The sequence below is a fragment of the Cellulosimicrobium sp. NPDC057862 genome, assembly GCF_042797035.1.
GTDB lineage: Bacteria > Actinomycetota > Actinomycetes > Actinomycetales > Cellulomonadaceae > Cellulosimicrobium.
The window spans coordinates 1-25,691 of record NZ_JBHVMH010000004.1 but is presented as its reverse complement, the minus strand read 5'-3'; the positions used below and the strand labels follow the sequence as shown (position 1 = coordinate 25,691).

At 72.5% G+C, this 25,691-nt stretch carries 19 protein-coding genes and 1 tRNA gene; 13 read left to right on the top strand and 7 right to left on the bottom strand.

The genetic code is table 11. The features are described from left to right. Nucleotides 1-107 precede the first annotated feature (107 nt). Together pyk and ACFVN3_RS07295 are read left to right on the top strand one after the other, a co-directional pair. Nucleotides 108-1,538 (top strand): pyruvate kinase, encoded by a 1,431-nt coding sequence (gene pyk, locus ACFVN3_RS07300; RefSeq protein WP_047232839.1) that lies wholly within the window; start codon nucleotides 108-110, stop codon nucleotides 1,536-1,538. Between the two features lie 356 nt (nucleotides 1,539-1,894). Further along, nucleotides 1,895-2,767, top strand: coding sequence for a DNA polymerase beta superfamily protein (locus tag ACFVN3_RS07295; protein WP_378232106.1), 873 nt, complete (start codon nucleotides 1,895-1,897; stop codon nucleotides 2,765-2,767). Here the strand turns inward: ACFVN3_RS07295 and ACFVN3_RS07290 are convergent. From ACFVN3_RS07290 to ACFVN3_RS07280, 3 genes are all read right to left on the bottom strand, one after another. Then, nucleotides 2,739-4,067 carry a glycosyltransferase gene (locus ACFVN3_RS07290; protein WP_378232105.1) on the bottom strand — a complete coding sequence of 443 codons (1,329 nt, stop codon included), beginning with the start codon at nucleotides 4,065-4,067 and terminating at the stop codon, nucleotides 2,739-2,741. The two genes, ACFVN3_RS07295 and ACFVN3_RS07290, sit on opposite strands and share 29 nt — an antisense overlap. Continuing rightward, the gene (locus ACFVN3_RS07285) at nucleotides 4,064-6,307 is read right to left on the bottom strand and encodes a glycoside hydrolase domain-containing protein (protein WP_378232103.1); all 2,244 of its coding nucleotides are present in this window, start codon (nucleotides 6,305-6,307) and stop codon (nucleotides 4,064-4,066) included. Before ACFVN3_RS07285 ends, ACFVN3_RS07290 begins: the two co-directional genes overlap by 4 nt. 125 nt (nucleotides 6,308-6,432) lie before the next feature. Next, nucleotides 6,433-6,506, bottom strand: a tRNA-Leu gene (locus ACFVN3_RS07280). 192 nt (nucleotides 6,507-6,698) lie between these two features. Between ACFVN3_RS07280 and ACFVN3_RS07275 the strand changes: the two genes are divergently transcribed. Together ACFVN3_RS07275 and ACFVN3_RS07270 are read left to right on the top strand one after the other, a co-directional pair. Further along, nucleotides 6,699-7,319: an ANTAR domain-containing response regulator gene (locus tag ACFVN3_RS07275; RefSeq protein ID WP_053370758.1), complete on the top strand. Its 621-nt coding sequence runs from the start codon at nucleotides 6,699-6,701 to the stop codon at nucleotides 7,317-7,319. 236 nt (nucleotides 7,320-7,555) lie between these two features. After that, nucleotides 7,556-8,221 (top strand): GNAT family N-acetyltransferase, encoded by a 666-nt coding sequence (locus ACFVN3_RS07270; protein ID WP_378232101.1) that lies wholly within the window; start codon nucleotides 7,556-7,558, stop codon nucleotides 8,219-8,221. 52 nt (nucleotides 8,222-8,273) lie between these two features. Here ACFVN3_RS07270 and ACFVN3_RS07265 read toward each other — a convergent pair whose 3' ends face one another. Then, entirely contained in the window at nucleotides 8,274-8,657 is a 384-nt protein-coding gene (locus ACFVN3_RS07265) for a hotdog fold thioesterase (protein ID WP_378232348.1), read from the bottom strand. Nucleotides 8,658-8,754: 97 nt separating this feature from the next. On the opposite strand from ACFVN3_RS07265, the gene polA reads away from it, so the two are divergent. Continuing rightward, nucleotides 8,755-11,460, top strand: coding sequence for a DNA polymerase I (gene polA, locus ACFVN3_RS07260; protein WP_378232099.1), 2,706 nt, complete (start codon nucleotides 8,755-8,757; stop codon nucleotides 11,458-11,460). Nucleotides 11,461-11,470: 10 nt separating this feature from the next. On the opposite strand, the gene ACFVN3_RS07255 is transcribed toward polA, so the two are convergent. After that, nucleotides 11,471-12,334 (bottom strand): class I SAM-dependent methyltransferase, encoded by an 864-nt coding sequence (locus ACFVN3_RS07255; protein ID WP_378232097.1) that lies wholly within the window; start codon nucleotides 12,332-12,334, stop codon nucleotides 11,471-11,473. 227 nt (nucleotides 12,335-12,561) lie between these two features. On the opposite strand from ACFVN3_RS07255, the gene ACFVN3_RS07250 reads away from it, so the two are divergent. Beyond that, complete coding sequence (locus ACFVN3_RS07250; protein WP_053370761.1) at nucleotides 12,562-13,587, top strand: 6-phosphofructokinase; 1,026 nt, start codon at nucleotides 12,562-12,564, stop codon at nucleotides 13,585-13,587. 201 nt (nucleotides 13,588-13,788) lie between these two features. Then, nucleotides 13,789-15,270 carry a 30S ribosomal protein S1 gene (rpsA, locus tag ACFVN3_RS07245; RefSeq protein WP_375823766.1) on the top strand — a complete coding sequence of 494 codons (1,482 nt, stop codon included), beginning with the start codon at nucleotides 13,789-13,791 and terminating at the stop codon, nucleotides 15,268-15,270. A gap of 192 nt (nucleotides 15,271-15,462) precedes the next feature. Here the strand turns inward: rpsA and ACFVN3_RS07240 are convergent, their stop codons facing one another. Next, nucleotides 15,463-17,370, bottom strand: a complete 1,908-nt coding sequence (locus ACFVN3_RS07240) for an ABC transporter ATP-binding protein (protein ID WP_378232094.1) — start codon at nucleotides 17,368-17,370, stop codon at nucleotides 15,463-15,465. A gap of 170 nt (nucleotides 17,371-17,540) precedes the next feature. Here ACFVN3_RS07240 and ACFVN3_RS07235 point away from each other — a divergent pair, with 170 nt between their 5' ends. From ACFVN3_RS07235 to ACFVN3_RS07225, 3 genes are all read left to right on the top strand, one after another. Further along, the gene (locus tag ACFVN3_RS07235) at nucleotides 17,541-18,071 is read left to right on the top strand and encodes a MarR family winged helix-turn-helix transcriptional regulator (protein WP_378232092.1); all 531 of its coding nucleotides are present in this window, start codon (nucleotides 17,541-17,543) and stop codon (nucleotides 18,069-18,071) included. Between the two features lie 63 nt (nucleotides 18,072-18,134). After that, nucleotides 18,135-18,776: a dephospho-CoA kinase gene (gene coaE / locus ACFVN3_RS07230; protein WP_378232090.1), complete on the top strand. Its 642-nt coding sequence runs from the start codon at nucleotides 18,135-18,137 to the stop codon at nucleotides 18,774-18,776. After that, on the top strand, nucleotides 18,773-19,390 hold the full coding sequence (locus ACFVN3_RS07225; protein WP_378232088.1) for a pyroglutamyl-peptidase I: 618 nt from the start codon (nucleotides 18,773-18,775) through the stop codon (nucleotides 19,388-19,390). Before coaE ends, ACFVN3_RS07225 begins: the two co-directional genes overlap by 4 nt. A gap of 73 nt (nucleotides 19,391-19,463) precedes the next feature. Here ACFVN3_RS07225 and ACFVN3_RS07220 read toward each other — a convergent pair whose 3' ends face one another. Continuing rightward, on the bottom strand, nucleotides 19,464-20,828 hold the full coding sequence (locus ACFVN3_RS07220; protein WP_378232086.1) for a choice-of-anchor A family protein: 1,365 nt from the start codon (nucleotides 20,826-20,828) through the stop codon (nucleotides 19,464-19,466). A 245-nt stretch (nucleotides 20,829-21,073) separates the two neighbouring features. Here ACFVN3_RS07220 and uvrB point away from each other — a divergent pair, with 245 nt between their 5' ends. The 3 genes from uvrB to ACFVN3_RS07205 all read left to right on the top strand — a co-directional run bounded on the left by uvrB (nucleotide 21,074) and on the right by ACFVN3_RS07205 (nucleotide 25,595). Next, nucleotides 21,074-23,182: an excinuclease ABC subunit UvrB gene (uvrB, locus tag ACFVN3_RS07215; RefSeq protein ID WP_378216403.1), complete on the top strand. Its 2,109-nt coding sequence runs from the start codon at nucleotides 21,074-21,076 to the stop codon at nucleotides 23,180-23,182. A gap of 278 nt (nucleotides 23,183-23,460) precedes the next feature. Beyond that, nucleotides 23,461-24,465: a TerC family protein gene (locus tag ACFVN3_RS07210; protein WP_378232084.1), complete on the top strand. Its 1,005-nt coding sequence runs from the start codon at nucleotides 23,461-23,463 to the stop codon at nucleotides 24,463-24,465. Further along, nucleotides 24,465-25,595 carry a TerC family protein gene (locus ACFVN3_RS07205; RefSeq protein WP_378232082.1) on the top strand — a complete coding sequence of 377 codons (1,131 nt, stop codon included), beginning with the start codon at nucleotides 24,465-24,467 and terminating at the stop codon, nucleotides 25,593-25,595. The genes ACFVN3_RS07210 and ACFVN3_RS07205 overlap by 1 nt, the downstream gene beginning before the upstream one ends. The last annotated feature ends 96 nt before the right edge of the window (nucleotides 25,596-25,691 follow it).

Genomic DNA, 25,691 nt, shown 5'->3' with positions numbered 1-25,691 from the left:
ACCCCGACGTCGGGTGTCCGGCGCCGGGACGATGAGCGGGGCATCCTAGGGAGGGGCACCCCGCGACGACCGGCCCCCGGCCGGTCGGAAGACTAGAGGCTGGAGATATGCGCAGAGCAAAGATCGTCTGCACCATCGGACCCGCGACCGAGTCGAAGGAGCAGCTCCGCGCGCTCGTCGACGCCGGGATGGACGTGGCGCGGATCAACCGCAGCCACGGCAGCGCCGAGGAGCACGCGGCCGTCTACCACGGCGTGCGCGAGGCCGCCGCCGAGTCGGGCCGGTCCGTGGCGGTGCTCGTCGACCTCCAGGGGCCGAAGATCCGCCTGGGCCGCTTCGGCGGCGACGAGAAGCACTGGCTCGAGGAGGGTGACACCTTCACGATCACGACCGAGGACGTCGTCGGCACCAAGGAGCTCGTCTCCACGACGCACAAGGGCCTGCCCGGCGACGCGCGCGTCGGCGACCCGATCCTCATCGACGACGGCAAGGTGCTCGTCCGCGTCACCGCCGTCGAGGGCCCGCGCGTCGTCACGCGCGTCGAGGTCGCCGGCCCGGTGTCGAACAACAAGGGCCTGAACCTCCCGGGCGTCGCGGTCTCCGTGCCGGCGCTGTCCGAGAAGGACCAGGACGACCTGCGCTGGGCGCTCAAGCTCGGCGCGGACATCATCGCGCTGTCCTTCGTGCGGTCCGCGAAGGACTTCGAGGACGTCAAGCGGATCATGGACGAGGAGGGCCGCACGGTCCCCGTCGTCGCCAAGATCGAGAAGCCGCAGGCCGTCGACAACCTCGCCGAGATCGTCGACGCGTTCGACGGCGTCATGGTGGCGCGCGGCGACCTCGCGGTCGAGCTCCCGCTCGAGCAGGTCCCGCTCGTCCAGAAGCGCATCGTCGAGCTCGCGCGTCGTAACGCCAAGCCCGTCATCGTCGCGACGCAGGTGCTCGAGTCCATGACGAACTCGCCGCGCCCGACGCGCGCCGAGGCGTCCGACTGCGCCAACGCCGTCCTCGACGGCGCCGACGCGGTCATGCTCTCGGGCGAGACCAGCGTGGGCGAGTACCCGATCCTCACGGTGCAGACCATGGCCCGCATCATCGAGGCCACGGAGGAGGCCGGCCGCGAGCGCATCGCGCCGCTCGGCTCGACCCCGCACACGCGCGGTGGCGCCATCACGCGCGCCGCCGCCGAGATCGGCGAGATCCTCGGCGCGAAGTACCTCGCGACGTTCACGCAGTCGGGCGACTCCGCGCGCCGCATGTCGCGCCTGCGCTCGTCCATCCCGCTGCTCGCCTTCACGCCGCGCGAGCACGTGCGCAACGTCCTGTCGCTCACGTGGGGCACCCAGACGTACCAGGTGCCCGAGGTGGAGAACACCGACGCGATGGTCGGCCAGGTCGACACGACCCTCCAGGCCAACGGCCTCGCCGAGGTCGGCGACCTCGTGGTCGTCGTCTCCGGCGCCCCCGTGGGCCAGCCGGGTACGACGAACTCGATCCTCGTGCACAAGATCGGCGACCACTCCGACACGCGCGCCTGACGCGAGAGCGCCCCTGAGGGCGTAGACCGCGCACGACGTCGCACGGCGGCGCCCCTCTCGTGGGGGCGCCGCCGTCCGGCGTTCCGGGGCGGGCTCACTCGGTCGCCTTCGCGAGGCGCTCCGAGGAGGAGGGCGCGGGTCTACCCTCCGGCCGCCCGTGCCTCGCGGCCTCCCGCACCGTCGGTCGGGATTCTCCTGCGTTCGCAAGCTCACTCCGGAGTCTCCCTCGGACCAGCCCCCACCACGACCCGCGCCCTCCTCCTCTCCGGCCCCGCTCCCGGGTGACGTCACCCTCCGACCCGCACCGTGTCGGAAAGTGCACGACACGAGGTTCTCGGTCCGCCTACCCTCGCGGGATGCGTGCCGTGCCGGACTCCCTGGACCCTGCGGTCGTGCGTCGGGTCGACGCGCGGCTGGACGCCGTCGAGCGCGACGAGCGGGTCGCGATCCCGCTCGCGGTGGAGAGCGGGAGCCGTGCGTGGGGGTTCCCGTCGCCCGACTCGGACTACGACTGCCGGTTCGTGTACGTGCGGTCGCAGGCGGACTACCTGGACCCGTGGCCGCGGCGCGACGTCGTCGAGACGCCGCTGGACGCGGTGCTCGACGTGAACGGGTGGGACCTGCTCAAGGCCGTGCGTCTGCTCGTGCGGGGGAACGCGACGCTGCTGGAGTGGCTGCGGTCGCCGATCGTGTACCGGGGCGACGCCGAGTTCCGGGCGGAGCTGCTGGCGCTCGCGGCGCACGTCGTCGACCGTGACGCGCTGCGGAGGCACTACCTCCACGTCGCGCTCGGGCAGCGGGACCGGTGGTGGACCGTCCCGGAGGTGCCGCTGAAGAAGGTGTTCTACACCGTCCGGCCCGCCGCGACGCTCCGGTGGCTGCGGGTGCGACCGGACGTGGCCGTGCCGCCGATGGATCTCGCGACCCTCCTCGTGGACGGCGGGGCGCCGGACGACGTGGTGCGCGCGGCGTCGGACCTGGTCGCACTCAAGGCGGTCTCCCGCGAGATGGGCGCGGGCGCGGTGCCCGCCCCGCTCGTGCGGTTCGTGTCCGACGAGCTGGCCCTCGCGTCCGCGGCGGGGGACCGGCGCGACGGCGACCGTGCGGCCGCGCGAGCGGTCGCCGCCGCGTCGTTCCGGGACCTCGTCGCGCGGTACGGTCCGTCGGACGCCGCCCCTGTCACCCCTGGGCCTGGAGCTCTCAGACCCGCACCGGCCGCAGGTCGCTGACCCAGTGCGGGGCCGTGGGCGACGTCGCGAGGCGGGCGAGCATCGCGTCGAGCACGGCGGCCCGGTCGAACTGCAGCGCGTACGCCCGGGCCGCCTGGGCCGTGGCGTGCCGGGCGTCGGCGTCGAGGGCGAGGGCCTCGTCGAGCGCCGCGGCGATCGACGCGGGGGAGCGGGTCGGGACGATCGACGCGTGCGGCCCGACGGCCTCGCCGATGCCGCCCGTGTCCGTGGTGATGACGGGCCCGCCGCCCGCGAGCATCGCCTCGGCGAGCGCGATGCCGAACGTCTCGACGAACTCGGGGCGTGGCTTGCTCGGCAGGACGAACGCGGCGCTGCCAGCCATGAGGTGCGGCTTGGTCGCGTCGTCGACGTCGTCGAGGAACACGATTCGGTCGGCCGCGCCGCTCGCGGCGGCGCGCGCACGCAGGTCGGCCTCCGCCGGACCGCGTCCGGCGACGACGAGGCGCGCACCCGCTGCCCGGGCGGACGACGCGAAGCCGTCGATGAGGTCGTCGACGCCCTTCGCCGCCGCGAGCCGGGACAGGAAGAGCACGTACGGGCGGTCGGCGATGCCGCGGTGCACGAGCACCTCGTGCGTGATGGTGGCGTCGAGGTCGGTGTAGGCGCTCGTGTCGATCGCCGGGTAGGAGATCTGCACGCGCTCGGCGCACTGCTCCGCGAAGAACGTCCCGTGCCGGTCGTCGATCTCCTGGGCGCAGGCCACGACGAGGTCGCGCGTGTACCGGGAGACGGCGACGCACAGGTCGCTCGCGAGGTACCCGGACAGGACGTGCGCGGCGGCGCCGAAGCGCCCCTCCTCGACGCACGAGCGCACCACGTTCGTCACGTCGGAACCGACGGCCTCGGCGATCGTGGCGACCTCGACCGGGAGCCCGGTGCTGCGCGCCACGCGGACGGCGTCGGACACGGCGGTCGCGTGCGGGCTGAGATAGAGCGAGAGGCAGACCGTGGGGACGCCGTCGGTGAAGAGCTCGACGAGGCGACCCGTGAGCCCGGCGAGGTACCGGCCGTCGGGCACCTTGTAGTCCCCGACGGGCTCGGGCCGCTCGACCGTGATGCCCGCGCTGTACGGGAGGACGGAGTCGAGCGGCTTGAGGGGGAGCCCGGCGGCCTCGAGCCGCTCGACGGGCCAGGTGACGATCCGCACCTCGGTGAAGCCGCGGTGCAGGGCGGCCTCGGCGAGGTTGCGGGCCTCGCCGGAGTGCCCGCAGATCACGGGGTCGGCGCGGACGACGACGACGAGGCGGCGGGCGGGCGACTGGCGCGGCGTGGTGGTCATGACGTCTCCGAGGTCTGGTCGGTCGGGTGATGTGCGGGGCTCCCGTCGGGGTACGACGGCGGCCGGTGCTCGGGCGCGGTGCCCCAGTCGGTGGGGTGCGGACCGAGCTCGAGGAGGAGGCGCCCGCCGCCGCGCACGCGCGTCGCGGGGAGCCAGGTGCGGTCGAGCGGACGGCCGTCGAGCCACGCGGCGCGCACGAACTGCGGTGGTGTGCCCGGCCCGGGCTCGACGAAGCCGGTGGTCTCGATCGTCAGCGTCCCGCCGGGGACGCGGAGGCGGGACTCGGCGAACGAGGGCGCGTTGACGAGGAAGAGCCCCTGCCCGGCGACCGGGAACAGGCCGAGCGAGGCCCAGACGTACCAGGAGCTGAGCGCCCCCGAGTCGTCGTTGCCCGGGAGGCCACCGGGGCCCGTGCTGAAGCGCTGGTGGACCGCGGCGTGCACCACCTCGGCGGTCCGGTCCGGGCGGCCCGCGTAGTGGTAGGCCCAGGGGGCCTCCATGTCGGGCTCGTTGTTGAGGCCCTCGAACCGGTGCAGCGCGTACCCGGCGGCCATCTCGGCGGCGCCGGGCCGTTCCCCGGGTTGGGTGACGGGCGGGGCGCCGAACCCGAAGAACCGGTCGAGCAGCGCGACGAACGCGTCGTCGCCGCCTGCGAGCGCGATCCTGGCCGCCATGTCGTGCACCAGGCGGAAGGAGTAGTTCCACCGGCCGCCCTCGTAGAAGGTGGAGTCGCGCAGGAGCCCGGTGGCGGGGTCGAACGCCGCGGTCCAGCCGCGCGCCCGCAGCGCGAGCTCCTCGGCGAGCGCGTGGTCTCCGACGCGGCGTGCCACGCGCGCGGTGCACCAGTAGCCGAACGCGAGGTCGAGCGTGTGGCTGATCGGGTGCGTGACGCCGTGGAGGAGGTAGTCCTCGCCGTAGGTCCGGCGCAGGTCGTCGTGCAGGTGCACGAGCGCCCAGTCCCAGTCGATGCCGGGGACGTCGAGGGCGCACAGGTCGGCGAGGAACGTGTGTGCGAGCGCGCTCGCCTGGCGTGAGAACCGGTCGGCACCGCGGGCCATCCGGTACCCGATCGGGAAGTTCCCCTCCTCCTCGCAGATGTGCAGGAGCGCGGTCGCGAGCTCGACGGCGCGGTCCGGCCAGAGGGTCGTGAGGAGCGGGAGCTGGGTCCGGTAGATGTCCCACATCGTCGACACGTCGAAGGTGAACGGTGTGTCGCCCGGCCAGAACGGGCTCTCGTCCGGGGCGAGGCACGGCTTGAGCAGCGCGTGGTAGAGCGCCGTCGCGAAGACCGTGCGGCGCGCCGGGTCGGGGCACTCGACCTCGACCCGGTCGAGGTGCTGCGCCCAGGTCGTCGCGGTGCCCCCGCGGCGAGGAGCGAACGCCGCGGGGCCGGGTCCGCAGTCAGCACGGAGGTTCGCCCGCGCCTGCTCGGGCCCGCGCAGCGAGAAGCCGAGCCTGACCTCGACGACCTGTCCGGCCGTCGTCGGGCCCGCCCAGAGGAGGCCGAAGGGGCGCAGCGTCGTCGGCCGGATGTCCGCGAAGTCCAGGCGGGTGCTGCCGGGCATGAGCCGGCGGTCGTACCAGAGCATCTGCCGCCACGGGTGCGCGTCGCACTCGAGGTGGACGGCGAGCGGCGCACCCTCGACGACGATCTCGCCGGCGGCCGTGCCCGGCCCGAGCGTCGCGAGGTGGGCGCGGAGCGGGACGGTCGCGCCGTACGGGATCGCCAGGCCGCCGAGCGAGAGGTCGACGACGAGGCGCGCGTCGGGGTGCGCGGGAAACGTGTAGCGGTGGACGGCGCTCTTGGGCCCGACCGTGACCTCGCACCGGACCCCGTTGCCGAGCGTTGCGGCGTAGTACCCGGGGGAGGCCTCCTCGTCGAGCAGGTCCCAGTGCCGGCCGAGCGCGTCGAGCGGCTCGAGCATGGGCGTCACGCGCACGTAGTTGTAGTACTTGCGGATCGCGCCCGTGCCGGACTGCTGGAAGTGGGTGAAGCCCGAGGCGACCGGACGGTCGAACAGCGCGTCCGGCAACCCCTCCGTCCCGATGTCGTAGCGGCCGTATCCCGTGGGATAGGCGCCCGAGTAGGCGCAGGCGGACACCATGCCGAGCGGGTGCGTCGCGCCGGGATGGGTGTTGCCGACGAGCGGCTTGGGGGACCACCACGTCGCGGCGAGGCCGGTCGGAGTCGGGAGATCGGTCGCACCCGTCCCCACGAACGGGTCCACGTGCTCGAGCACCGTCACCTCCGTCCCGGGCGCGAGGAACGTGCCCTGCTCGGGACGGTACGAGCGAGGTGTGTCGAGGGTGTTTCCTGCGGTTTCCTGCGCGTCACGACGCCGGGACGAGGTCAGGAGGTAGAGGGTGCCCCGGGTGGGATTCGAACCCACACTGGATCGGGTTTGAGCCGAACGCCTCTGCCGGTTGGGCTACCGGGGCGGTGCGCGTCGGCACCGGTGCGACCGGTCCGCAGCGCGTGCACCATCGAACCACACCCGTGCGCCTTCACGAGAATCACACTCCTCCGAGGGCGAAACGCGGGGGCGGCAGGGGGTGCGGCGCACTACAGTGAACCCCGTGAGTGACCAGACAGCGCAGCCCGAGGACAAGCAGCCGCTCGACCTGCCCCCGATGATCGAGCCCGAGCCCGCCGCGACCCCCGCCCCGTCGGGCCGTCCCGCGCGTCGCGCGGTCGTCGCCGAGGACGAGGCCCTGATCCGCCTCGACGTGGTCGAGACGCTGCGCGACGCCGGGTTCGACGTCGTCGGCGAGGCCGGCGACGGCGCGACGGCGGTGAAGCTGGCGCTCGAGCTCAAGCCCGACGTCGTCGTCATGGACGTGAAGATGCCCGAGCTCGACGGCATCTCCGCCGCTGAGCAGATCGGCAAGGCCCACGCCGCGCCCGTCGTCCTGCTGACGGCGTTCTCGCAGGCGGAGCTCGTCGAGCGGGCGCGCGACGCGGGGGCCATGGCCTACGTCGTCAAGCCGTTCACGCCGGCGGACCTGCTGCCCGCGGTCGAGATCGCGATCTCGCGCTACTCGCAGATCACGGCGCTCGAGTCCGAGGTCGCCGACCTGGCGGAGCGTTTCGAGACGCGCAAGCGGGTCGACCGGGCCAAGGGCCTGCTCATGACGAAGATGGGCCTGTCGGAGCCGGAGTCGTTCCGCTGGATCCAGAAGACGTCGATGGACCGTCGCCTCACCATGCGCGAGGTCGCGGACGCCGTCATCGAGCAGGTCGGCGGCGCCTGAGCCCGCATCGGCGACCGATCGGCCGTGGCCGGGGTCCTGATCAGGACCTTTGTCACGGCGCTCCGGGCGGGCTATCGTCTTGGACTGGCGTCCAGTAGTTCCCGGGGCGGTGGACACGCGGTCGCCACGTAGTGCTCAGTCGACGGCCGACGGCGCCGTCCGAGCGACGTGGAACCATCTCACGCCCCACGTCCCTCGGTGCCGTCGGTCCCACGGTACGAACGAGGAGGAGCGCAGTGCGCCCAGCAGTGGAGGTCAGGCCCGCGGTCGGTGACGACCTGCCGGGGATCGCTGTGCTGTGCTCGGAGGCCCGCCGCGAGTCGGCGTCCGGCGCCCAGATCTGCGCGCCCGACGAGGACCGCCTGGTCCGGCACCTGTCGGTGCTGCTGACCCTGCCCGGCGGCAACGTCCTCGTCGCCCTGCACGACGGCCGCCCCGTCGGGTTCGTGCTGGCGCGGGTGCTCGACCCGCACCTGTTCGCGGACGAGCCCAGCCTGTACGTCGAGGCCGTCTACGTCGGCGAGGACGCGCGCCGCCGCGGCGTGGGCCACGCGCTGCTCAGCGCCACCGCCGACCTCGCCGCCGCCTCGGGCGCGACGCACGTCTACTCGGTGCCGATCCCCGGTTCGCGCGGCGTCCAGCGCTTCCTGGCGCGGCTCGGCTTCGGTCCCGTCGCGGGTCACCGTGTCGTGTCGACGGCGGTGCTCCAGCGCCGCCTCGCGACCGACCTCACGCCTACCCGCCGGGGCACCAGGTCGCTCGAGGACCTCATCGCGCGCCGCCGTCGCGCCCGGACCGAGACGATGTCCGGCCCCGTCGACCTGCGGGAGTTCCAGGCGGAGTACCGCAGCCGCAGCGGCGTGGTGACGCCGGTCGAGGCCCGCGAGACCCTGCCGGGCTGAGCGACGGCGGTCCGCCGGCCAGGACCGGCCGCTGGGCGCCGAGGCGTCCTGGTCAGTCCAGGCCGAGGATCATGCACGTGAGGCGTGCCGTGCACACGCGACGCCCCTCGTCGTCGGACACCACGATCTCGTAGCTCGCCGTCGTGCGGCCCCGGTGCACCGCGACGGCCTCCCCGTGGACCCAGCCGTCGCGCACCCCTCGGTGGTGCGTCGCGTTGACCTCGATCCCCACGGCGGCGCGCCCGGGCCCGCCGTGGAGCTGCGCGGCGATCGACCCGAGCGTCTCGGCGAGCACCACCGACGCGCCACCGTGCAGCAGCCCGGCGGGCTGGGTGTTGCCCGCGACGGGCATGCGGGCGGTGACGCGCTCGGCGCTCACCTCCTCCAGCTCGATGCCCATGCGCTCGATGAGCGTGCCCGCGGTGCGCAGGCCCATGGCCTCGTAGGCGTGGCGCGGGGCCTCGGCGGCCTCCGTCGCGGAGGGCGCGGGCGCGGTGGGGTCGGTGGCCCGGTCGGGGCCGTGCGTGTCGGTCATGGACTGTAGGTTGGCACCCGTGACGACCTCCGCGCGACCTCGCCTCCTGCTCATCGACGGACACTCCATGGCCTACCGCGCGTTCTTCGCGCTCCCGGCGGAGAACTTCTCGACGACCACGGGGCAGCACACGAACGCGGTGTACGGGTTCACGTCGATGCTCATCAACCTCCTGCGGGACGAGGAGCCGACGCACGTCGCGGTCGCGTTCGACGCGGGTCGCCAGTCGTTCCGCACCGAGATCCTCCCGAGCTACAAGGGCACGCGCGAGTCCTCGCCCGAGCCGTTCCGCGGTCAGGTCCCGCTCATCAAGGAGATCCTCGAGACGCTGCACATCCCGACGCTCGAGCGCGAGGGCTACGAGGCGGACGACATCTTCGCGACGCTCGCCACGCAGGGCGCGGACGCCGGGATGGAGGTCCTCGTCTGCTCGGGCGACCGCGACTCGTTCCAGCTCGTCGGCCCCGACGTCACGGTGCTCTACCCCAAGAAGGGCGTCTCCGAGCTCGCGCGCATGGACAGCGCCGCGGTCGTCGAGAAGTACGGCGTGCCGCCCGAGCGCTACCCGGACCTCGCCGCGCTCGTGGGCGAGACGTCGGACAACCTGCCGGGCATCCCGGGCGTCGGTCCGAAGACCGCCGCGAAGTGGATCACGGCGTACGGGGACCTCGACGGGCTGCTCGAGCACGCGGACGAGATCAAGGGCAAGGCGGGGGAGAACCTGCGCGCGCACCTCGACCAGGTCCGCCTCAACCGGCAGCTCAACGCGCTCCTGCGCGACCTCGAGCTGCCTCTCGGGCCGGACGACCTCGTGACGCGCCCCTGGGACCGCGAGGCCGCGCACCGCGTCCTCGACGCGCTCGAGTTCCGCGTCCTGCGCGACCGGCTCTTCGCGATCGCGCCCGAGGGCGAGGTCGAGACGGAGGCCGGGTTCGACGTCGAGCTCGCCGACGTCCTGCCCGGCGGCCTCGGCGCGTGGCTCGGCGAGCACGGTGCCGGGCGCCTCGGGGTCGAGGTGGCCGGCAAGGCGGTGCCGGGCGGCGGGGACGCGTGGGGGCTCGCCGTGTCCGACGACGCCGGGGCGGCCGTCGCGCTCGAGCTCGCCGACGTCGCGGGCGCCGACGACGAGGCGCTGGCCACGTGGCTCGCGGACCCGGAGCGGCCGAAGGTCGTGCACGGCGCGAAGGCCGCGTGGCACGAGCTCGCGGCGCGTGGCTACGACCTCGCGGGCGTCACGTTCGACACCGAGCTCGCGGCCTACCTGTGCCACCCCGACCAGCGCGGCTACGACCTCGGCGACCTCGTCGTGCGGCACCTGCACCGCGAGCTGCGCCCCGACACCGAGGCGGGCAACGACGCGCAGGGCGCGCTCGACCTCTCGCTCGACGGCAGCGGCGAGCAGGAACGCGACGCGGTGCGCGCGCTCGCCGTCGCCCAGCTCGGCGACGTCCTCGTGGGCGAGCTCGAGGACCGCGGCGCGACGACGCTCCTCACCGACCTCGAGCTCCCGCTCTCCCAGGTGCTCGCACGCATGGAGCAGCGCGGTATCGCGGCGGACGTCGAGTACCTGCGCGAGCTCGAGCAGCACTTCGGCGACCTCGTCGCGACGGCCGCGGCCGAGGCGTACGCGGTCATCGGGCGCGAGGTGAACCTGGGCTCGCCGAAGCAGCTCCAGGAGGTCCTGTTCGACCAGCTCGGCATGCCCAAGACGAAGAAGATCAAGACGGGGTACACGACCGACGCGTCGGCGCTCGCGGACCTGTTCGTCAAGACGCAGCACCCGTTCCTCGAGCACCTGCTCGCGCACCGCGACGCCTCACGCCTGCGCCAGACCGTCGAGGGTCTGCTCAAGTCGGTCGCGGACGACGGCCGCATCCACACGACGTTCCAGCAGACGATCGCGGCGACGGGACGTCTCAGCTCGACGGACCCGAACCTCCAGAACATCCCGATCCGCACCGAGGCGGGCCGGCGCATCCGGCGCGCCTTCGTCGTCGGCGAGGGCTACGAGACGCTCATGACCGCCGACTACAGCCAGATCGAGATGCGCATCATGGCGCACCTCTCCGGTGACGAGGGGCTCATCGAGGCGTTCCGCTCGGGAGAGGACCTGCACTCCTACGTCGGCTCGCGGGTCTTCGAGGTGCCGGCGTCCGAGGTCACGCCCGCGATGCGGTCCAAGATCAAGGCGATGTCGTACGGGCTGGCGTACGGTCTGTCCGCCTTCGGGCTGTCCCAGCAGCTCACCATCGAGGTGGGCGAGGCGCAGAAGCTCATGGACGACTACTTCGAGCGCTTCGGCGGCGTCCGCGACTACCTGACGGGTGTCGTCGACGAGGCGCGCGCGACCGGCTACACCGCGACGATCCTCGGCCGCCGCCGCTACCTCCCGGACCTGACGAGCGACAACCGGCAGCGGCGCCAGATGGCGGAGCGCATGGCTCTCAACGCGCCCATCCAGGGCAGCGCGGCCGACATCATCAAGGTCGCGATGCTCAACGTGCAGCGCGCGATCGACGAGCGCGGCCTGCGCTCGCGCCTGCTCCTCCAGGTGCACGACGAGCTCGTGGTCGAGGTCGCGCCGGGCGAGCGGGACGTCGTCGAGGACGTGCTGCGCACGCAGATGGGCGCGGCGGCGGACCTCGACGTGCCGCTCGACGTCTCGGTCGGCATCGGCGCGACGTGGCACGACGCGGGGCACTGACCCCGCGGCGTCAGCCCGGGCGGCGCGTGCGGAAGATCGCCGTCCCGGGCAGGTAGGCGCCACGCACCGGGCCCCACCCGCCCCACACCTGTGAGTTGTCGGCGGGCCACTCCGGCTCGACGACGTCGAGCACCTCGAGACCGGCGGCGACCACCTCGCGCACGTGGTCGCCCAGCGTGCGGTGGTACTCGGCGTAGACGACACGGCCGGCGTCGTCCGTCTCGACGTAGGGCCTGCGGTCGAAGTACGAGCGGTTCGCGGTCAGCCCGTGCTCGCTCGGGTCGTCGGGGAAGGCCCAGCGCGTGGGGTGCGTCACCGAGAACGTCCACGTGCCAGCGGGCCGCAGGACGCGCGCGACCTCGCGATGGATCGCGTCCGCGTCGGGGACGAACGGGATCGCGCCGAACGACGTGAACGCGACGTCGAAGACGTCGTCCGCGAACGGCAGGCGGCGTGCGTCCGCCTGCACCGCCGGGACCCGGACACCGGTGGCCCGGTCGAGCGCCGTCCCCGCGGCGAGCATCCCCCGGGAGACGTCCGTCGCGACCACGTGGGCCCCCTGCGTGGCGAGCCAGCGCGAGCACTGGGCCGCGCCGGCGCCGACCTCGAGCACGCGGAGTCCCGCCACGTCGCCGAGCAGCCGGGCGTCGCGCTCGCGCAGCCCCTCGGGGCACCAGCAGAAGTCCGCCGCGCCGAGGAACGCCCCGTGCTCGTCCAGGTACTCGGCGGCGTTCGCGTCCCACCACCCGCGCCCGGCGCGCCCGCCCTCGGCAGGGGGCACCTCCCGGTAGCCGGCGTCGGCCGTCGGACCGGGCGGGGAGACGTCGTCCGGGGCGGAGGTCCGAGGTGGCACGGGGGGAGGGGTCGCGCTCATGCGGCCATTCTCCCGGCGTGACGGTGCCCGGGGCGCCGTCGCGCGCCGCACGGCCCGGACTCGCGGGACCTTGGTCGTCGGCGTGCCCGAGGACCGGGACGGACGGTGACCCACGCCGCCGGGTTGACTAGGGTTGAGGGCGACGCGGTGCCGCGGAGGTCGGCACCTCCGTCGACGCCGGGCACGCGCGCGAGGACGCGCGACGCGACGACGAGACGGAGGAACAGGTGCGCATCGGACTTCTCACCGGCGGAGGTGACTGCCCCGGCCTGAACGCGGCGATCCGGGCCGTGGTCAAGCAGGGGACGGGGGAGTACGGGCACACCATCATCGGCTTCCGCAACGGGTGGCGCGGGGTGGTCGACGGTGACGTGCACCCGCTCGGCCGTCAGGACATCCGCAACGTGCTCCCGGTCGGCGGGACGCTGCTCGGCACGGCGCGGTTCCACCCGCGCGAGGAGGACGGCAGCATGGACGCCGTCCTCGCGACGGTCGAGGCGGAGCACCTCGACGCGCTCATCTGCATCGGCGGCGACGGCACGCTGCACGCCGCGAGCCGCGTCGCCGAGGCGGGCGTCAAGATCGTCGCGATCCCCAAGACGATCGACAACGACGTCGAGGGCACCGACCTGTCCATCGGGTTCCACACCGCGGTGAACATCGCGACCGAGGCCCTCGACCGCGTGCACACCACGGCGGAGAGCCACAACCGCGTTATGGTCGTCGAGGTCATGGGACGCCACGCCGGCTGGATCGCGGTGAACTCCGGCATCGCCGGTGGCGCGGAGGTCGTCCTCGCGCCGGAGGAGCCCTTCGACATCGACCAGCTCGTGAAGTTCCTGCGGCACCGGCACCGGGCGCACGCGAACTTCTCGATCGTCGTCGTCGCCGAGGGCGCCGTCCCGCGCGAGGGCTCGTCGATGGAGTTCACGCAGCAGCTCGGCCGCTTCGGCGAGATCGTCGCGGGGTCGATCGGCGAGCGCGTGAGCGCGGAGATCGCGGAGCGCACGGGGTTCGACACGCGCCTCACCGTGCTGGGGCACGTGCAGCGCGGCGGGGAGCCGACGCCCACCGACCGCATCCTCGGCAGCCGGTTCGGCGTCGCCGCGGTCGACGCGGTGAGCGCGGGGACGTCGGGCGTGATGACGGCGCTGCGCGGGGAGCGCGTGGAGCTCGTGTCGCTGGCGGAGGTGGCCGGGCGGCCCAAGCGCGTGCCCGAGGAGCTGCTCCGCGTCGCGCGCGTGCTCGCCTGAGGCGGCCGGGCGCAGGACGCAGCGGCGTCCGTCCTCGCGTTGACCACCGGGGTGACACCCGGATAAGGTGGACGGCGGTGCGTTGCGCCTGCCTTCGTCCCGAACTCGACGCCAACCATGACGTCCACGGGGCAGCGGCAGCGGCGCGCCGAGAACCCTACCCGCTCGACTACACCTGTCCGCATCGGAGCATCGAACTCAATGACCATCTCTACCCCCGCGAAGTCCGCACCCCAGGTTGCCGTCAACGACATCGGCACCGAGGAGGACTTCCTCGCCGCCGTTGACGCGACCATCAAGTACTTCAACGACGGCGACATCGTCGAAGGCACGATCGTCAAGGTGGACCGCGACGAGGTCCTCCTCGACATCGGCTACAAGACCGAGGGCGTCATCCCCTCCCGCGAGCTGTCCATCAAGCACGACGTGGACCCCGGTGAGGTCGTCAACGTCGGCGACGCGGTCGAGGCCCTCGTCCTCCAGAAGGAGGACAAGGAAGGCCGTCTGATCCTGTCCAAGAAGCGTGCGCAGTACGAGCGCGCCTGGGGCACGATCGAGAAGATCAAGGAGGAGGACGGCGTCGTCACCGGCACCGTCATCGAGGTCGTCAAGGGTGGTCTCATCCTCGACATCGGCCTCCGTGGCTTCCTCCCGGCCTCCCTCGTGGAGATGCGTCGCGTCCGCGACCTCCAGCCGTACGTCGGCAAGGAGATCGAGGCGAAGATCATCGAGCTCGACAAGAACCGCAACAACGTCGTGCTCTCGCGCCGTGCCTGGCTCGAGCAGACGCAGTCCGAGGTCCGCTCCACCTTCCTGCAGACGCTGCAGAAGGGCCAGGTGCGCCCCGGTGTCGTCTCCTCGATCGTCAACTTCGGTGCGTTCGTGGACCTCGGCGGCGTCGACGGTCTCGTGCACGTCTCCGAGCTCTCCTGGAAGCACATCGACCACCCCTCCGAGGTCGTCGAGGTCGGCCAGGAGGTCACGGTCGAGGTCCTGGACGTCGACTTCGACCGCGAGCGCGTCTCGCTGTCGCTCAAGGCGACGCAGGAGGACCCGTGGCAGACGTTCGCCCGGACCCACGCGATCGGTCAGGTCGTGCCGGGCAAGGTCACCAAGCTCGTCCCGTTCGGTGCGTTCGTGCGCGTCGAGGACGGCATCGAGGGCCTCGTGCACATCTCGGAGCTGGCCGTGCGCCACGTCGAGCTGCCGGAGCAGGTCGTCAACGTCGGTGACGAGGTCTTCGTCAAGGTCATCGACATCGACCTCGAGCGTCGCCGCATCTCGCTCTCGCTCAAGCAGGCCAACGAGGGCGTGGACCCGGAGTCGGACGACTTCGACCCCGCGCTCTACGGCATGGCCGCCGAGTACGACGAGCAGGGGAACTACAAGTACCCCGAGGGCTTCGACCCGGAGACCAACGAGTGGCTCGAGGGCTTCGAGACGCAGCGCGAGGCCTGGGAGGCGGAGTACGCCAAGGCGCACGAGCGCTGGGAGGCGCACCGCAAGCAGGTCGCCGAGGCCGTCAAGGCCGACTTCGACGCCGCGTCGGGCGACTCGGGCTCCTCGAGCTCGTCGTCCTCGAGCAGCACGTCCTACTCGTCGGCCCCGGCCGCCGAGGCCACGGGCACGCTCGCGTCGGACGAGGCGCTCGCCGCGCTCCGCGAGAAGCTCACCGGCAACTGATCTCCTGACGCCCTCCGCCGTTCCGGCGGAGACGTCGCAGGTCGCAGAAGGGCCCGCCACCCGAAGGGGTGGCGGGCCCTTCGCCGTGCCCGGCAACCGACCCTGCCCCGCCGAACACGGGGTTGCCGCCCGTCCTGGACCCAGGACGGGCGGCAACCCCATGTTCGGTGGTCAGCAACCGCATGCTCGGCGTCAGGCCACGGGCACCGGGGAGTCGGCGAACTGGGTGTGGTACAGCTCGGCGTACCGGCCGTCGCGAGCGAGCAGCTCGGTGTGCGTGCCCGTCTCGACGACGCGTCCCGCGTCGAGGACGACGATGAGGTCCGCCTCGCGGACCGTCGAGAGTCGGTGCGCGATGACGAGCGACGTCCGTCCGCGCAGCGCCTCGGCGAGCGCGGCCTGGACCGCGGCCTCGGAACCGGAGTCGAGGTGCGCCGTCGCCTCGTCGAGGACGACGAGCCGCGGCGCCTTGAGGAACACGCGCGCGATGGCCAGGCGCTGACGCTCCCCGCCGGACATCCGGTAGCCACGGTCGCCGACGACGGTGTCCATCCCTGACGGCAGCGCCGCGACGACGTCCCACACGTGGGCGCGCCGCAGCGCGGCCTCGAGCTCGGCGTCCGTCGCGTCCGGCTTGGCGTACCGGAGGTTCTCGGCGATCGAGTCGTGGAAGAGGTGGGCCTCCTGCGTGACCACGCCGACGGCGTCGTGCAGGCTCTCCTGCGTGACCTCGCGCAGGTCGCGCCCAGCGATCCGCACGTGCCCCGAGGTCGGGTCGTACATGCGCGTGACGAGCTGCGACACGGTCGTCTTGCCCGCGCCGGACGATCCGACGAGCGCGACCATCGCCCCCGCGGGGACGGAGAAGGAGACGTCGCGCAGCGTGTCGGTCGTGGGGTCGGCCCCCTCGACGGCGACGGACTCGAGCGAGGCGAGGGAGACCTCGGCGGCGCCCGGGTAGCGGAACGTCACGCCGTCGAGCTCGAGGCTCGCGCCGGCCTTCTCCAGGTCGTCGGCGAGGTCGTCGGCGTCGGGCGCGTCCGTCACGGTCGGCTCGAGGTCGAGCACCTCGAGCACGCGCTCGAAGCTCACGAGGGCGGTCATGACGTCGACCTGGACGTTGGACATGGCGGTCAGCGGTCCGTAGAGGCGCCCGAGGTAGGCGGTGAGCGCGACGACCGTGCCGACCGTCAGCGAGCCCGAGATCGCCATGACGCCGCCGAGCCCGTAGACGATCGCGACGGCGACGGAGGCGACGACGGTGAGCCCGACGCGGAAGACCGTGCCGTACATGGCCTGCTTCACGCCGATGTCGCGCACGCGGCCGGCTTGGGCGGCGAACCGGGACGACTCGCGGGCGGGGTCGCCGAAGACCTTGACGAGGTGGGCGCCCGCGACGTTGAACCGCTCGTTCATGGTCTGCGCCGCCTCGGCGTTGAGCTCGTAGCTCTCGCGCGTGATCGCGGCGAGGCGCTTGCCGACCCAGCGGGCCGGGAGCACGAACGCGGGCAGCAACGTCAGGGCGAGGAGGGTGAGCTGCCAGGACATGGAGAGCATCGCGGCGAGGACGAACACGACGGTGAGGAGGTTCGAGAAGACGTTGGAGAGCGTCGACGTGAAGGCCTGCTGCGCGCCGAGGACGTCGCCGTTGAGCCGCTGGACGAGCGCGCCGGTGCGGGTCCGGCTGAAGAAGGCGAGCGGCATGCGCTGCACGTGGTCGAAGACGGCCGTGCGCAGGTCGACGATGAGGCCCTCGCCGATGCGCGAGGAGAACCAGCGCTGGGCGACGCCGAGCGCGCCCGAGAGCACGGCCAGGCCGGCGGCGACGAGGGACAGGCTGACGACGACGCCGACGTCGCCCGCGGTGATACCGTCGTCGATGATCCGCTGGAACAGCAGCGGCGTGGCCGCGCCCGCAGCGGCGTCGATCGAGATGAGCACGAGGAAGGCCGCGAGCTGGCGGCGGTAGGGCCGGGCGAACGTGAGGACGCGTCGGATCGTGCCGCGGTGCAGCCGACGGGACGCGACGGAGGAGTCCTGGCGGAACGAGCGCATGCCGCGCCCGCCGCCGGAGCCGGGGAGAGGTGAGGTGAAAGACATGGGGCCTCCGAGGGTGGGGAGGGGCGCGGTCGTCCGCGGCGGCGTGGCGCCGGCCGGCGCGGCCGGCTGGGGGCTCGGTCGCGTGGACCGCTCGCGCGACAACGATAGTGAGTTTAACTCACAATGAGTGATCTCAACAAGACCCCGTCCTGCCGGGTACGCTCGGCCTCGTGACGAGCGATGCGAGCGCGCGCCCCGCACCGGGCGTGGTCGGTGGCCCGGCCTCCACGGACGAGGCGGGAGAGTTCCTCGCGCTCCTGCACGCGGCGCTCCGGAGCGTGCGACGCGAGGCGAGCGAGCGTGCCCAGCCGGCGGGAACCACGCCCGGCCAGTACCGGATGCTGCGGTTCCTCGCCCGCTGCGACGAGCCCTGCCGGCTCGGTGCGGTCGCGTCCGCGCTGGACGTCGCCCCGCGCTCGGTGACGTCCAAGGTCGACGACGCCGAGCAGGCCGGGCTCGTCCGACGCACCCCCGACCCGCACGACCGCAGAGCGACGCTCGTCGAGCTCACCCCGCAGGGGCGCGAGGTCGTCGCTCAGGTGGGAGCGGAGCGTTCGTCGAGCGCCGGCACGCTCCTCGCGCGCCTCGACGCCGCCGAGCGTGCCGAGCTCCTGCGGCTCCTGCGTGCCGTCGCGGGCGAGCAGCGGGACGGTGCGCGCGCCGGCGACCGACCGGCGGACGGCGCCGGCGCGCACGGCTGAGCCCTCCCACCGGGCTGAGCGGTCCCGGCGCGAGGTCGCCCACCGGCTGGCAGGATGGGGCGCATGTTTCGCATCGGCCTGACCGGAGGAATCGCGGCGGGGAAGTCCGTCGCGCTCGCACGCTTCGCCGAGCTCGGCGCCGTCGTCGTGGACTACGACGCGCTCTCCCGCGACGCGGTCGCGCCCGGGACGGTCGGCCTCGACGAGGTCGTCGAGGCGTTCGGGCCGGGCGTCCTCGACGCCGACGGCGCGCTCGACCGCGCCGCGCTCGGTCGCGTCGTGTTCGGAGACGACGCCGCGCGCGCACGCCTCAACGCCATCGTCCACCCGGAGGTGCGCCGGCTCGCGGCCGAGCACGAGGCGGCGGCCGGCGCGGCCGACCCGCGCGCCGTCGTCGTGCACGACATCCCGCTCCTCGTCGAGACGGGCGACCCCGCGCGCTTCCACTGCGTCGTGGTCGTGCACACGCCTGCGGACGTGCGGGTGGCCCGGCTCGTCGAGGGGCGCGGGCTGAGCGAGGACGAGGCCCGTGCGCGTCTCGCCGCCCAGGCGGACGACGCGGCGCGGCTCGCCGCGGCGGACGTGACCCTCGACGGTTCCGGCTCGCCGGAGGCGCTGCGCGAGCAGGTCGACGAGCTCTGGGTGCGGGTCTGCGCCGAGGTCGACGCCGAGGTCCAGGCCGAGATCGAGGAGCACGAGGCGTGACCGTCGTCGTCAGCGGGTTCGAGCCGTTCGACGGCGCCCTCACGAACCCGTCGTGGGAGGCTGCCGCGCGACTCGCCGAGCGCGGGGAGGAGCTCGTGGGCGAGCGGGTAGTCGCTGTCCGGCTCCCCGTGACCTTCGCCGGGGCGTGGCCGGTGCTCGACGCGGCGATCCGTGAGCACGAGCCCGACGTCGTCGTGGCGCTCGGCCTGGCGGGCGGTGCGCCGGGTGTGCGCCTCGAACGGGTCGCGGTGAACGTGCGCGACGCGCGCATCCCCGACAACGTCGGCGACCGTCCGGTCGACGTCCCCGTCGCCGAGGGAGGGCCGGTCGGGTACTGGTCGACGCTCCCGCTCAAGGCGTCGCTCGCGGCGATCCGCGCGGCGGGTGTGCCGGTGGCCGTGTCGAGCACCGCGGGGACCTATGTGTGCAACGACGTCTTCTACGCCCTCATGCACCACTGGGGTGCCGGGCCGGGGCGGCGCGCCGGATTCGTCCACGTCCCCGACGCTGACGTGGTCCCGATCGAGGACCAGGTCGCGGCCGTGGCCGCAGTCGTGCGGCACGCGCTCCTCGGCACCTCCGAGCCGGTCCTCGCGGGCGGCACGGAGAGCTGAGCCGGGCGCAGTGACGCCGAGGGCCCGGCAGGTCGTCCTGCCGGGCCCTCGGTGCGTGCTCGTGCCCCGAGCGTCAGCGCGTCGCGCGCCGGCGTGCCACGACGAGGATCGTCGCGCCTCCGGCGAGCAGCAGCGCGGCGACCACGGCCAGCACGACGACCGAGGCGCCCGTCGTCGCGAGGCCGCTCTCCGGCGTGCCGGCACCTTGCTCGGCGGACACGGGGGTCGCGTCGGGGCCGGGGGTCGGGGTCTCGGCTGCGGGGGTCGCCTCAGCGGAAGGCTCGCCCGGCTCCTCGGTGGCAGGGGTCTCCTCGGTGGTCGTCGGCGGCGTGGTCACGCCCTCGCCCGGGTGGGGACCCTCCGGCGACGGCTCCGGCTTGGGCTCCTCGACGAACGGCGTCGACTCGCACGGTCCGGCGAACGGGTAGTTGTGGTGCTCGATCCCGGCGCCCCCGGTGTACTCCACGGCGCCGTTGGACAGGATGCGCCCGTTGGTCGACGTCGCGACGGTGAGGGTCGCGTCCGTGCGCGGCACGACGACCGTCCCGGGGAACTGGTCGTTCGTGCCGAGCGTCACCTGCGTCGCGTCCGGGAAGCTCCACAGGAAGTGCGCGGAGAGGTACTGGCTGTTCTGGTAGACGCGCTCGCCGCCGTACTCCACGTGCTTGAGCCCCGGCACGTCCACCGAGGACCCGGTGACGGTGAGGAGCACCGGACCGCTCCCGGTGACGTACAGCGTGGTCAGGGTAGACGCCTGGGCGGCGGTGAGCGTGTACCGTCCGCCCGCCGCGACCGTCAGGACGCCGCCCTCCGGTGCGGCGGCGACGGCGCCGTCGGCGGCGTCGGTCGCGATGCCCGTGACGAGCCCGGGGAGCGCGGTGTAGGGGCGCAGGGCGGCCTCGCGGCCGACGCCCTGCGTGACGGTGCCCGGGCGGCCCGGGGCGTTGCGGCTCTCGGTGCTCGGGGTCGCGCCGGTGATCTCGCCCCCGACGACGACGTTGCCGCCGCTCGACGCGTGGAAGCCCACCTGGGTGTTCGTCGCGGTCGCGAGGTCGCCCCCGACGACGAGCATGTCGGTCCCGCCGGCCGGGGTGATGGCCGAGCCGCCGCCCCCCGCGGTCCCCACGTTGAGGCTCCCGGCTCCCGAGAGGTCGGCGTCCCCGCCCACGACGACGCGGCCCTCGAGCTCTGTCGCCGTCGTGACGGTGAGGCCGCCCCCCGCCCAGATGCCGACGCCCGCGTCCTCCACGGCGGTGAGCTCGTACACACCGACCGGTCGCGTGGACGGGTCCGCGGTGCAGACGTCGTCGGCGGTGACCGTCGGCGCGGCAGCCAGCGGCTCAGCGGTCGCGGGCGCGGCGAGGCCGACGGTCGTCAGGGTGAGCGCGGTGAGGGCGAGCAGGGGGATTCCGCGGGGGCGCGCGGGGTGAAGGCGCATGGTGTCGGCTCCAGGTCGAGGGTTCGCTAGCGGCGCTGACTTACTGCTGGCGGACTCCGTCGCCCGTGGTCCGTGCGGTCAGGCTGCTCCACGGGCGTCGGGGAGCGGCAGGGTCGAGGCGACCCTAGAGGTTCCGAATGACACCTTCCAAATTACGTCGGGGTGATTTCCGGTCGTGGCTCCGAGGGGGTGCGTCGACCGCGCGCGGAAGGGTTCGTGTGGGTGGCTCGACGTACCGTGGACTCATGCGTCCCGTGACCGATCTCCAGCGTGCGACCACCCCGTTCGAGGTCATCTCCGAGTACCAGCCGTCCGGCGACCAGCCGACGGCGATCGCGGACCTCTCGCAGCGCATCCGCGCGGGGGAGAAGGACGTCGTGCTCCTCGGCGCGACCGGGACGGGCAAGTCGGCCACGACGGCGTGGCTCATCGAGGAGCTCCAGCGCCCGACGCTGGTCATGGCGCCCAACAAGACCCTCGCGGCGCAGCTCGCGACGGAGTTCCGGGAGCTGCTGCCCAACAACGCGGTCGAGTACTTCGTCTCGTACTACGACTACTACCAGCCCGAGGCGTACATCGCGCAGACGGACACCTACATCGAGAAGGACTCGTCCATCAACGACGAGGTCGAGCGCCTGCGGCACTCCGCGACCAGCTCGCTGCTCACCCGGCGCGACGTCGTCGTGGTCGCGTCGGTGTCGTGCATCTACGGCCTCGGCACGCCGCAGGAGTACGTCGACCGCATGGTCCGGCTCGACGTCGGCATGCAGGTCGAGCGCGACGACCTGCTGCGGCAGTTCGTGACCATGCAGTACACGCGCAACGACATGGCGTTCACGCGCGGCACGTTCCGCGTGCGCGGGGACACGGTCGAGATCATCCCGGTGTACGAGGAGCTCGCGGTCCGCATCGAGTTCTTCGGCGACGAGATCGAGAGCATCCAGACCTTGCACCCTCTCACGGGCGACGTGATCCGGTCCGAGCCGAGCATCCACGTGTTCCCGGCGACGCACTACGTCGCGGGGCCGGAGCGCATGGAGCGCGCGATCTCCTCGATCGAGGCCGAGCTCGCCGAGCGGCTCGACGAGCTCGAGCGGCAGAACAAGCTGCTCGAGGCGCAGCGGCTGCGCATGCGCACCACGTACGACATCGAGATGATGCGCCAGATCGGCACCGCGTCCGGGATCGAGAACTACTCGCGGCACATCGACGGCCGCGAGGCGGGATCGGCCCCGAACACGCTGCTGGACTACTTCCCGGAGGACTTCCTCCTCGTCATCGACGAGTCGCACGTGACCGTGCCGCAGATCGGCGCGATGTTCGAGGGCGACATGTCGCGCAAGCGCAGCCTCGTCGACCACGGGTTCCGCCTGCCGAGCGCGATGGACAACCGCCCCCTGCGCTGGGAGGAGTTCGTCGAGCGGATCGGCCAGACCGTCTACCTGTCGGCGACCCCCGGCGACTACGAGCTCTCGATGGCGGACGGCGTGGTCGAGCAGATCATCCGGCCGACCGGCCTCGTCGACCCGGAGGTGCTCGTCAAGCCGACCACGGGGCAGATCGACGACCTGCTGCACGAGATCCGCGAGCGGGTCGAGCGGAACGAGCGCGTCCTCGTCACGACCCTCACCAAGAAGATGGCGGAGGACCTCACCGACTACCTGCTCGAGAAGGACGTGCGGGTGCGGTACCTGCACTCGGAGGTCGACACCCTGCGGCGCGTCGAGCTGCTGCGCGAGCTGCGCCTCGGTGAGTACGACGTCCTCGTCGGGATCAACCTCCTGCGCGAGGGCCTCGACCTGCCCGAGGTGTCGCTCGTCGCGATCCTCGACGCCGACAAGGAGGGCTTCCTGCGGTCGCCCAAGTCCCTCATCCAGACGATCGGCCGCGCGGCCCGCAACGTCTCCGGGCAGGTGCACATGTACGCGGACAAGATCACCCCGGCGATGGCCGCGGCGATCGAGGAGACCGAACGCCGGCGCGAGCGCCAGATCGCGTACAACACGGAGCACGGGGTCGACCCGACGCCGCTGCGCAAGCGGATCTCCGACGTGACGGACATGCTCGCGCGCGAGGACGTCGACACGGCCGAGCTCCTGGCGGGCGGGTACCGGCAGCCGGGCAAGGGCGCGAAGGGCAAGGCACCGGTGCCCGGCGGGCCCAAGGAGGGCGCGTCGTCGGGCAACCGGCTCGCCGGCGCGGCGGCGAGCGACCTGGCCGAGCTCATCCAGGAGCTGAGCGACCAGATGCACGCGGCCGCGGGCGAGCTCCAGTTCGAGCTCGCCGCCCGGCTGCGCGACGAGATCTCGGGACTCAAGAAGGAGCTGCGGCAGATGCAGGCCGCGACCGCCTGAGGGGCCGCCGCTGAGACGACGGGCGCGCCGCTCACGGGCCACCGAGGAACAGTCCACGGTGGCACGGTGTTGTCACGTCAGGAGGAGCCATGGCCTATGCTGGCTCCTCAGCGAGGGGGAGTATTCCCACACGGTGATGTCGTCATCACGGCCGGCGCAGTCGTCGGCCCGGTGTCACCGGTCCCGCAACCACCAGCCCGCGTCCCGTGCGGGTGCGCGTGGCGGTGCGTGGCGGAAGAGACCTTCGGTACTCAGTGCTACGTACCGGAGGTTTCTGCATGGACGTCCCCGTCTGGGTCTGGCTCGTCACCGTCGGCGTGATCCTTGCGATGCTCGCCGTCGACTACGTCGGGCACGTGCGCACGCCCCACGCCCCGAGCCTGCGCGAGGCCACCTGGTGGTCCGCGGGCTATGTCGCCGTCGCGGTCGCCTTCGGCGGGATCGTCTGGGCGGTCTGGGGCTCGACGTACGGCGGTGAGTACTTCGCCGGCTACATCACCGAGAAGAGCCTGTCGGTCGACAACCTCTTCGTGTTCGTCCTCATCATGACGAGCTTCCGCGTCCCGCGGCTCTACCAGCAGAAGGTGCTGCTCATCGGCATCACCATCGCGCTGGTCCTGCGGACGATCTTCATCTTCCTCGGCGCGGCCCTCATCGAGAACTTCAGCTGGATCTTCTACATCTTCGGCGCGTTCCTGCTCTACACCGCGTGGACGCAGGTCAAGGCGGGCTCGGGCCACGACGAGGAGTTCCACGAGAACGGTGCGCTCAAGCTGACCCGCCGCCTGTTCCCGACGACGGAGACGTACGTCGAGGACAAGATGACGACGAAGATCGACGGGAAGCGCTACATCACCCCGATGCTCATCGTGATGATCGCGATCGGCAGCGCGGACCTCCTCTTCGCGGTCGACTCGATCCCCGCGATCTTCGGGCTCACGCAGGAGACCTACCTCGTGTTCGCCGCCAACGCGTTCTCGCTGCTCGGCCTGCGCCAGCTCTACTTCCTCATCGACGGCCTCCTCGACCGCCTCGTCTACCTCGCGTACGGCCTCGCGGCGATCCTCGGCTTCATCGGGGTCAAGCTGCTCATCCACGCGCTGCACAAGAACGAGGTGCCGTTCATCAACGGCGGTGAGCACATCACCGCCATCCCGGAGATCTCGACGGCGCTGTCGCTCGGGTTCATCGTCGTCGTGCTCACGATCACCACGGTCGCGAGCCTCGCCAAGGACCGTGCCGACCGTCGGCGCTCCGTCGAGAGCTCGGAGGGCTCACGCTGATGGTTCACGAGCTTCCCGTCTGGTTCGAGTGGGCGTCGCTGTCGGCGCTCGCGGTGCTGCTCCTCGTCGACCTGTTCGTCGTGGGGCGTCGCCCGCACGTCCCCTCGATGCGCGAGAGCGCGTTGTGGGTCGGCTTCTACGTCGCGCTCGCCCTCGTCTTCGGGGCGATCGTGGGCGCGGTCGGCGGTGCGGCACCGGCCGGGGAGTTCTACGCGGGGTGGCTGACGGAGTACAGCCTCTCCGTGGACAACCTCTTCGTGTTCGTCATCATCATGGCGCGGTTCGCGGTCCCGCGAGACCAGCAGCAGCGCGTCCTGATGGTGGGCATCATCGTCGCGCTCGTGCTGCGCGGGGCGTTCATCCTCGCGGGCGCGGCGATCATCGCGCAGTTCGTGTGGGTGTTCTACCTCTTCGGTGCCTTCCTCATCTACACGGCGATCAAGCTCGTGGCCGGCGGGGACGAGCCCGAGGAGTACCACGAGAACCGCGCCGTGCGGGCGCTGCGGAAGGTGCTGCCGCTGGGCACGCAGTACGACGGCGGCCGGCTGCGCACGATCGAGGACGGCAAGCGGGTCTTCACGCCGCTCGTCATCGTGTTCCTCGCGATCGGCAGCACCGACCTGCTCTTCGCGTTCGACTCGATCCCCGCGATCTTCGGGCTCACCCAGGACCCGTTCATCGTCTTCACGACGAACGTCTTCGCCCTCATGGGCCTGCGCCAGCTCTACTTCCTCCTGGGCGGCCTGCTCGAGCGGCTCGTCTACCTGCCGATCGGTCTCGCGGTGATCCTCGGGTTCATCGGCGTGAAGCTGATCCTCGAGGCGCTGCACGAGAACACGTTGCCGTTCCTCAACGGCGGGGAGCACCTCGACGCCGTGCCGACCGTCCCGATCTGGCTGTCGCTCGTCGTGATCATCGGTGCGCTCGCCGTCACCACCGTCGCGAGCCTGCTGCGGACGCGGGCGCTGCACGCCCAGGACGGCCCGGACGCGACGGCCGCCGCGAGCGACGTCGCCGGTCCCGTCGAGGACGCGGTCGAGGCGCCTGCGGACGAGATCGTCGAGGAGGTCGCGTCCGCGGGCGAGGCACCGCCGTGGGGCACGGGCCCGCAGGACGGCACCGCGCGCTAGCTGTACTGACCCGGGACGTTGTTCACGCGGTCGATGGGGCGTAGGCCGCCGATGCCGGTGTGGGGTCGTTCCAGGTTGTACCGGTCCAGCCAGATC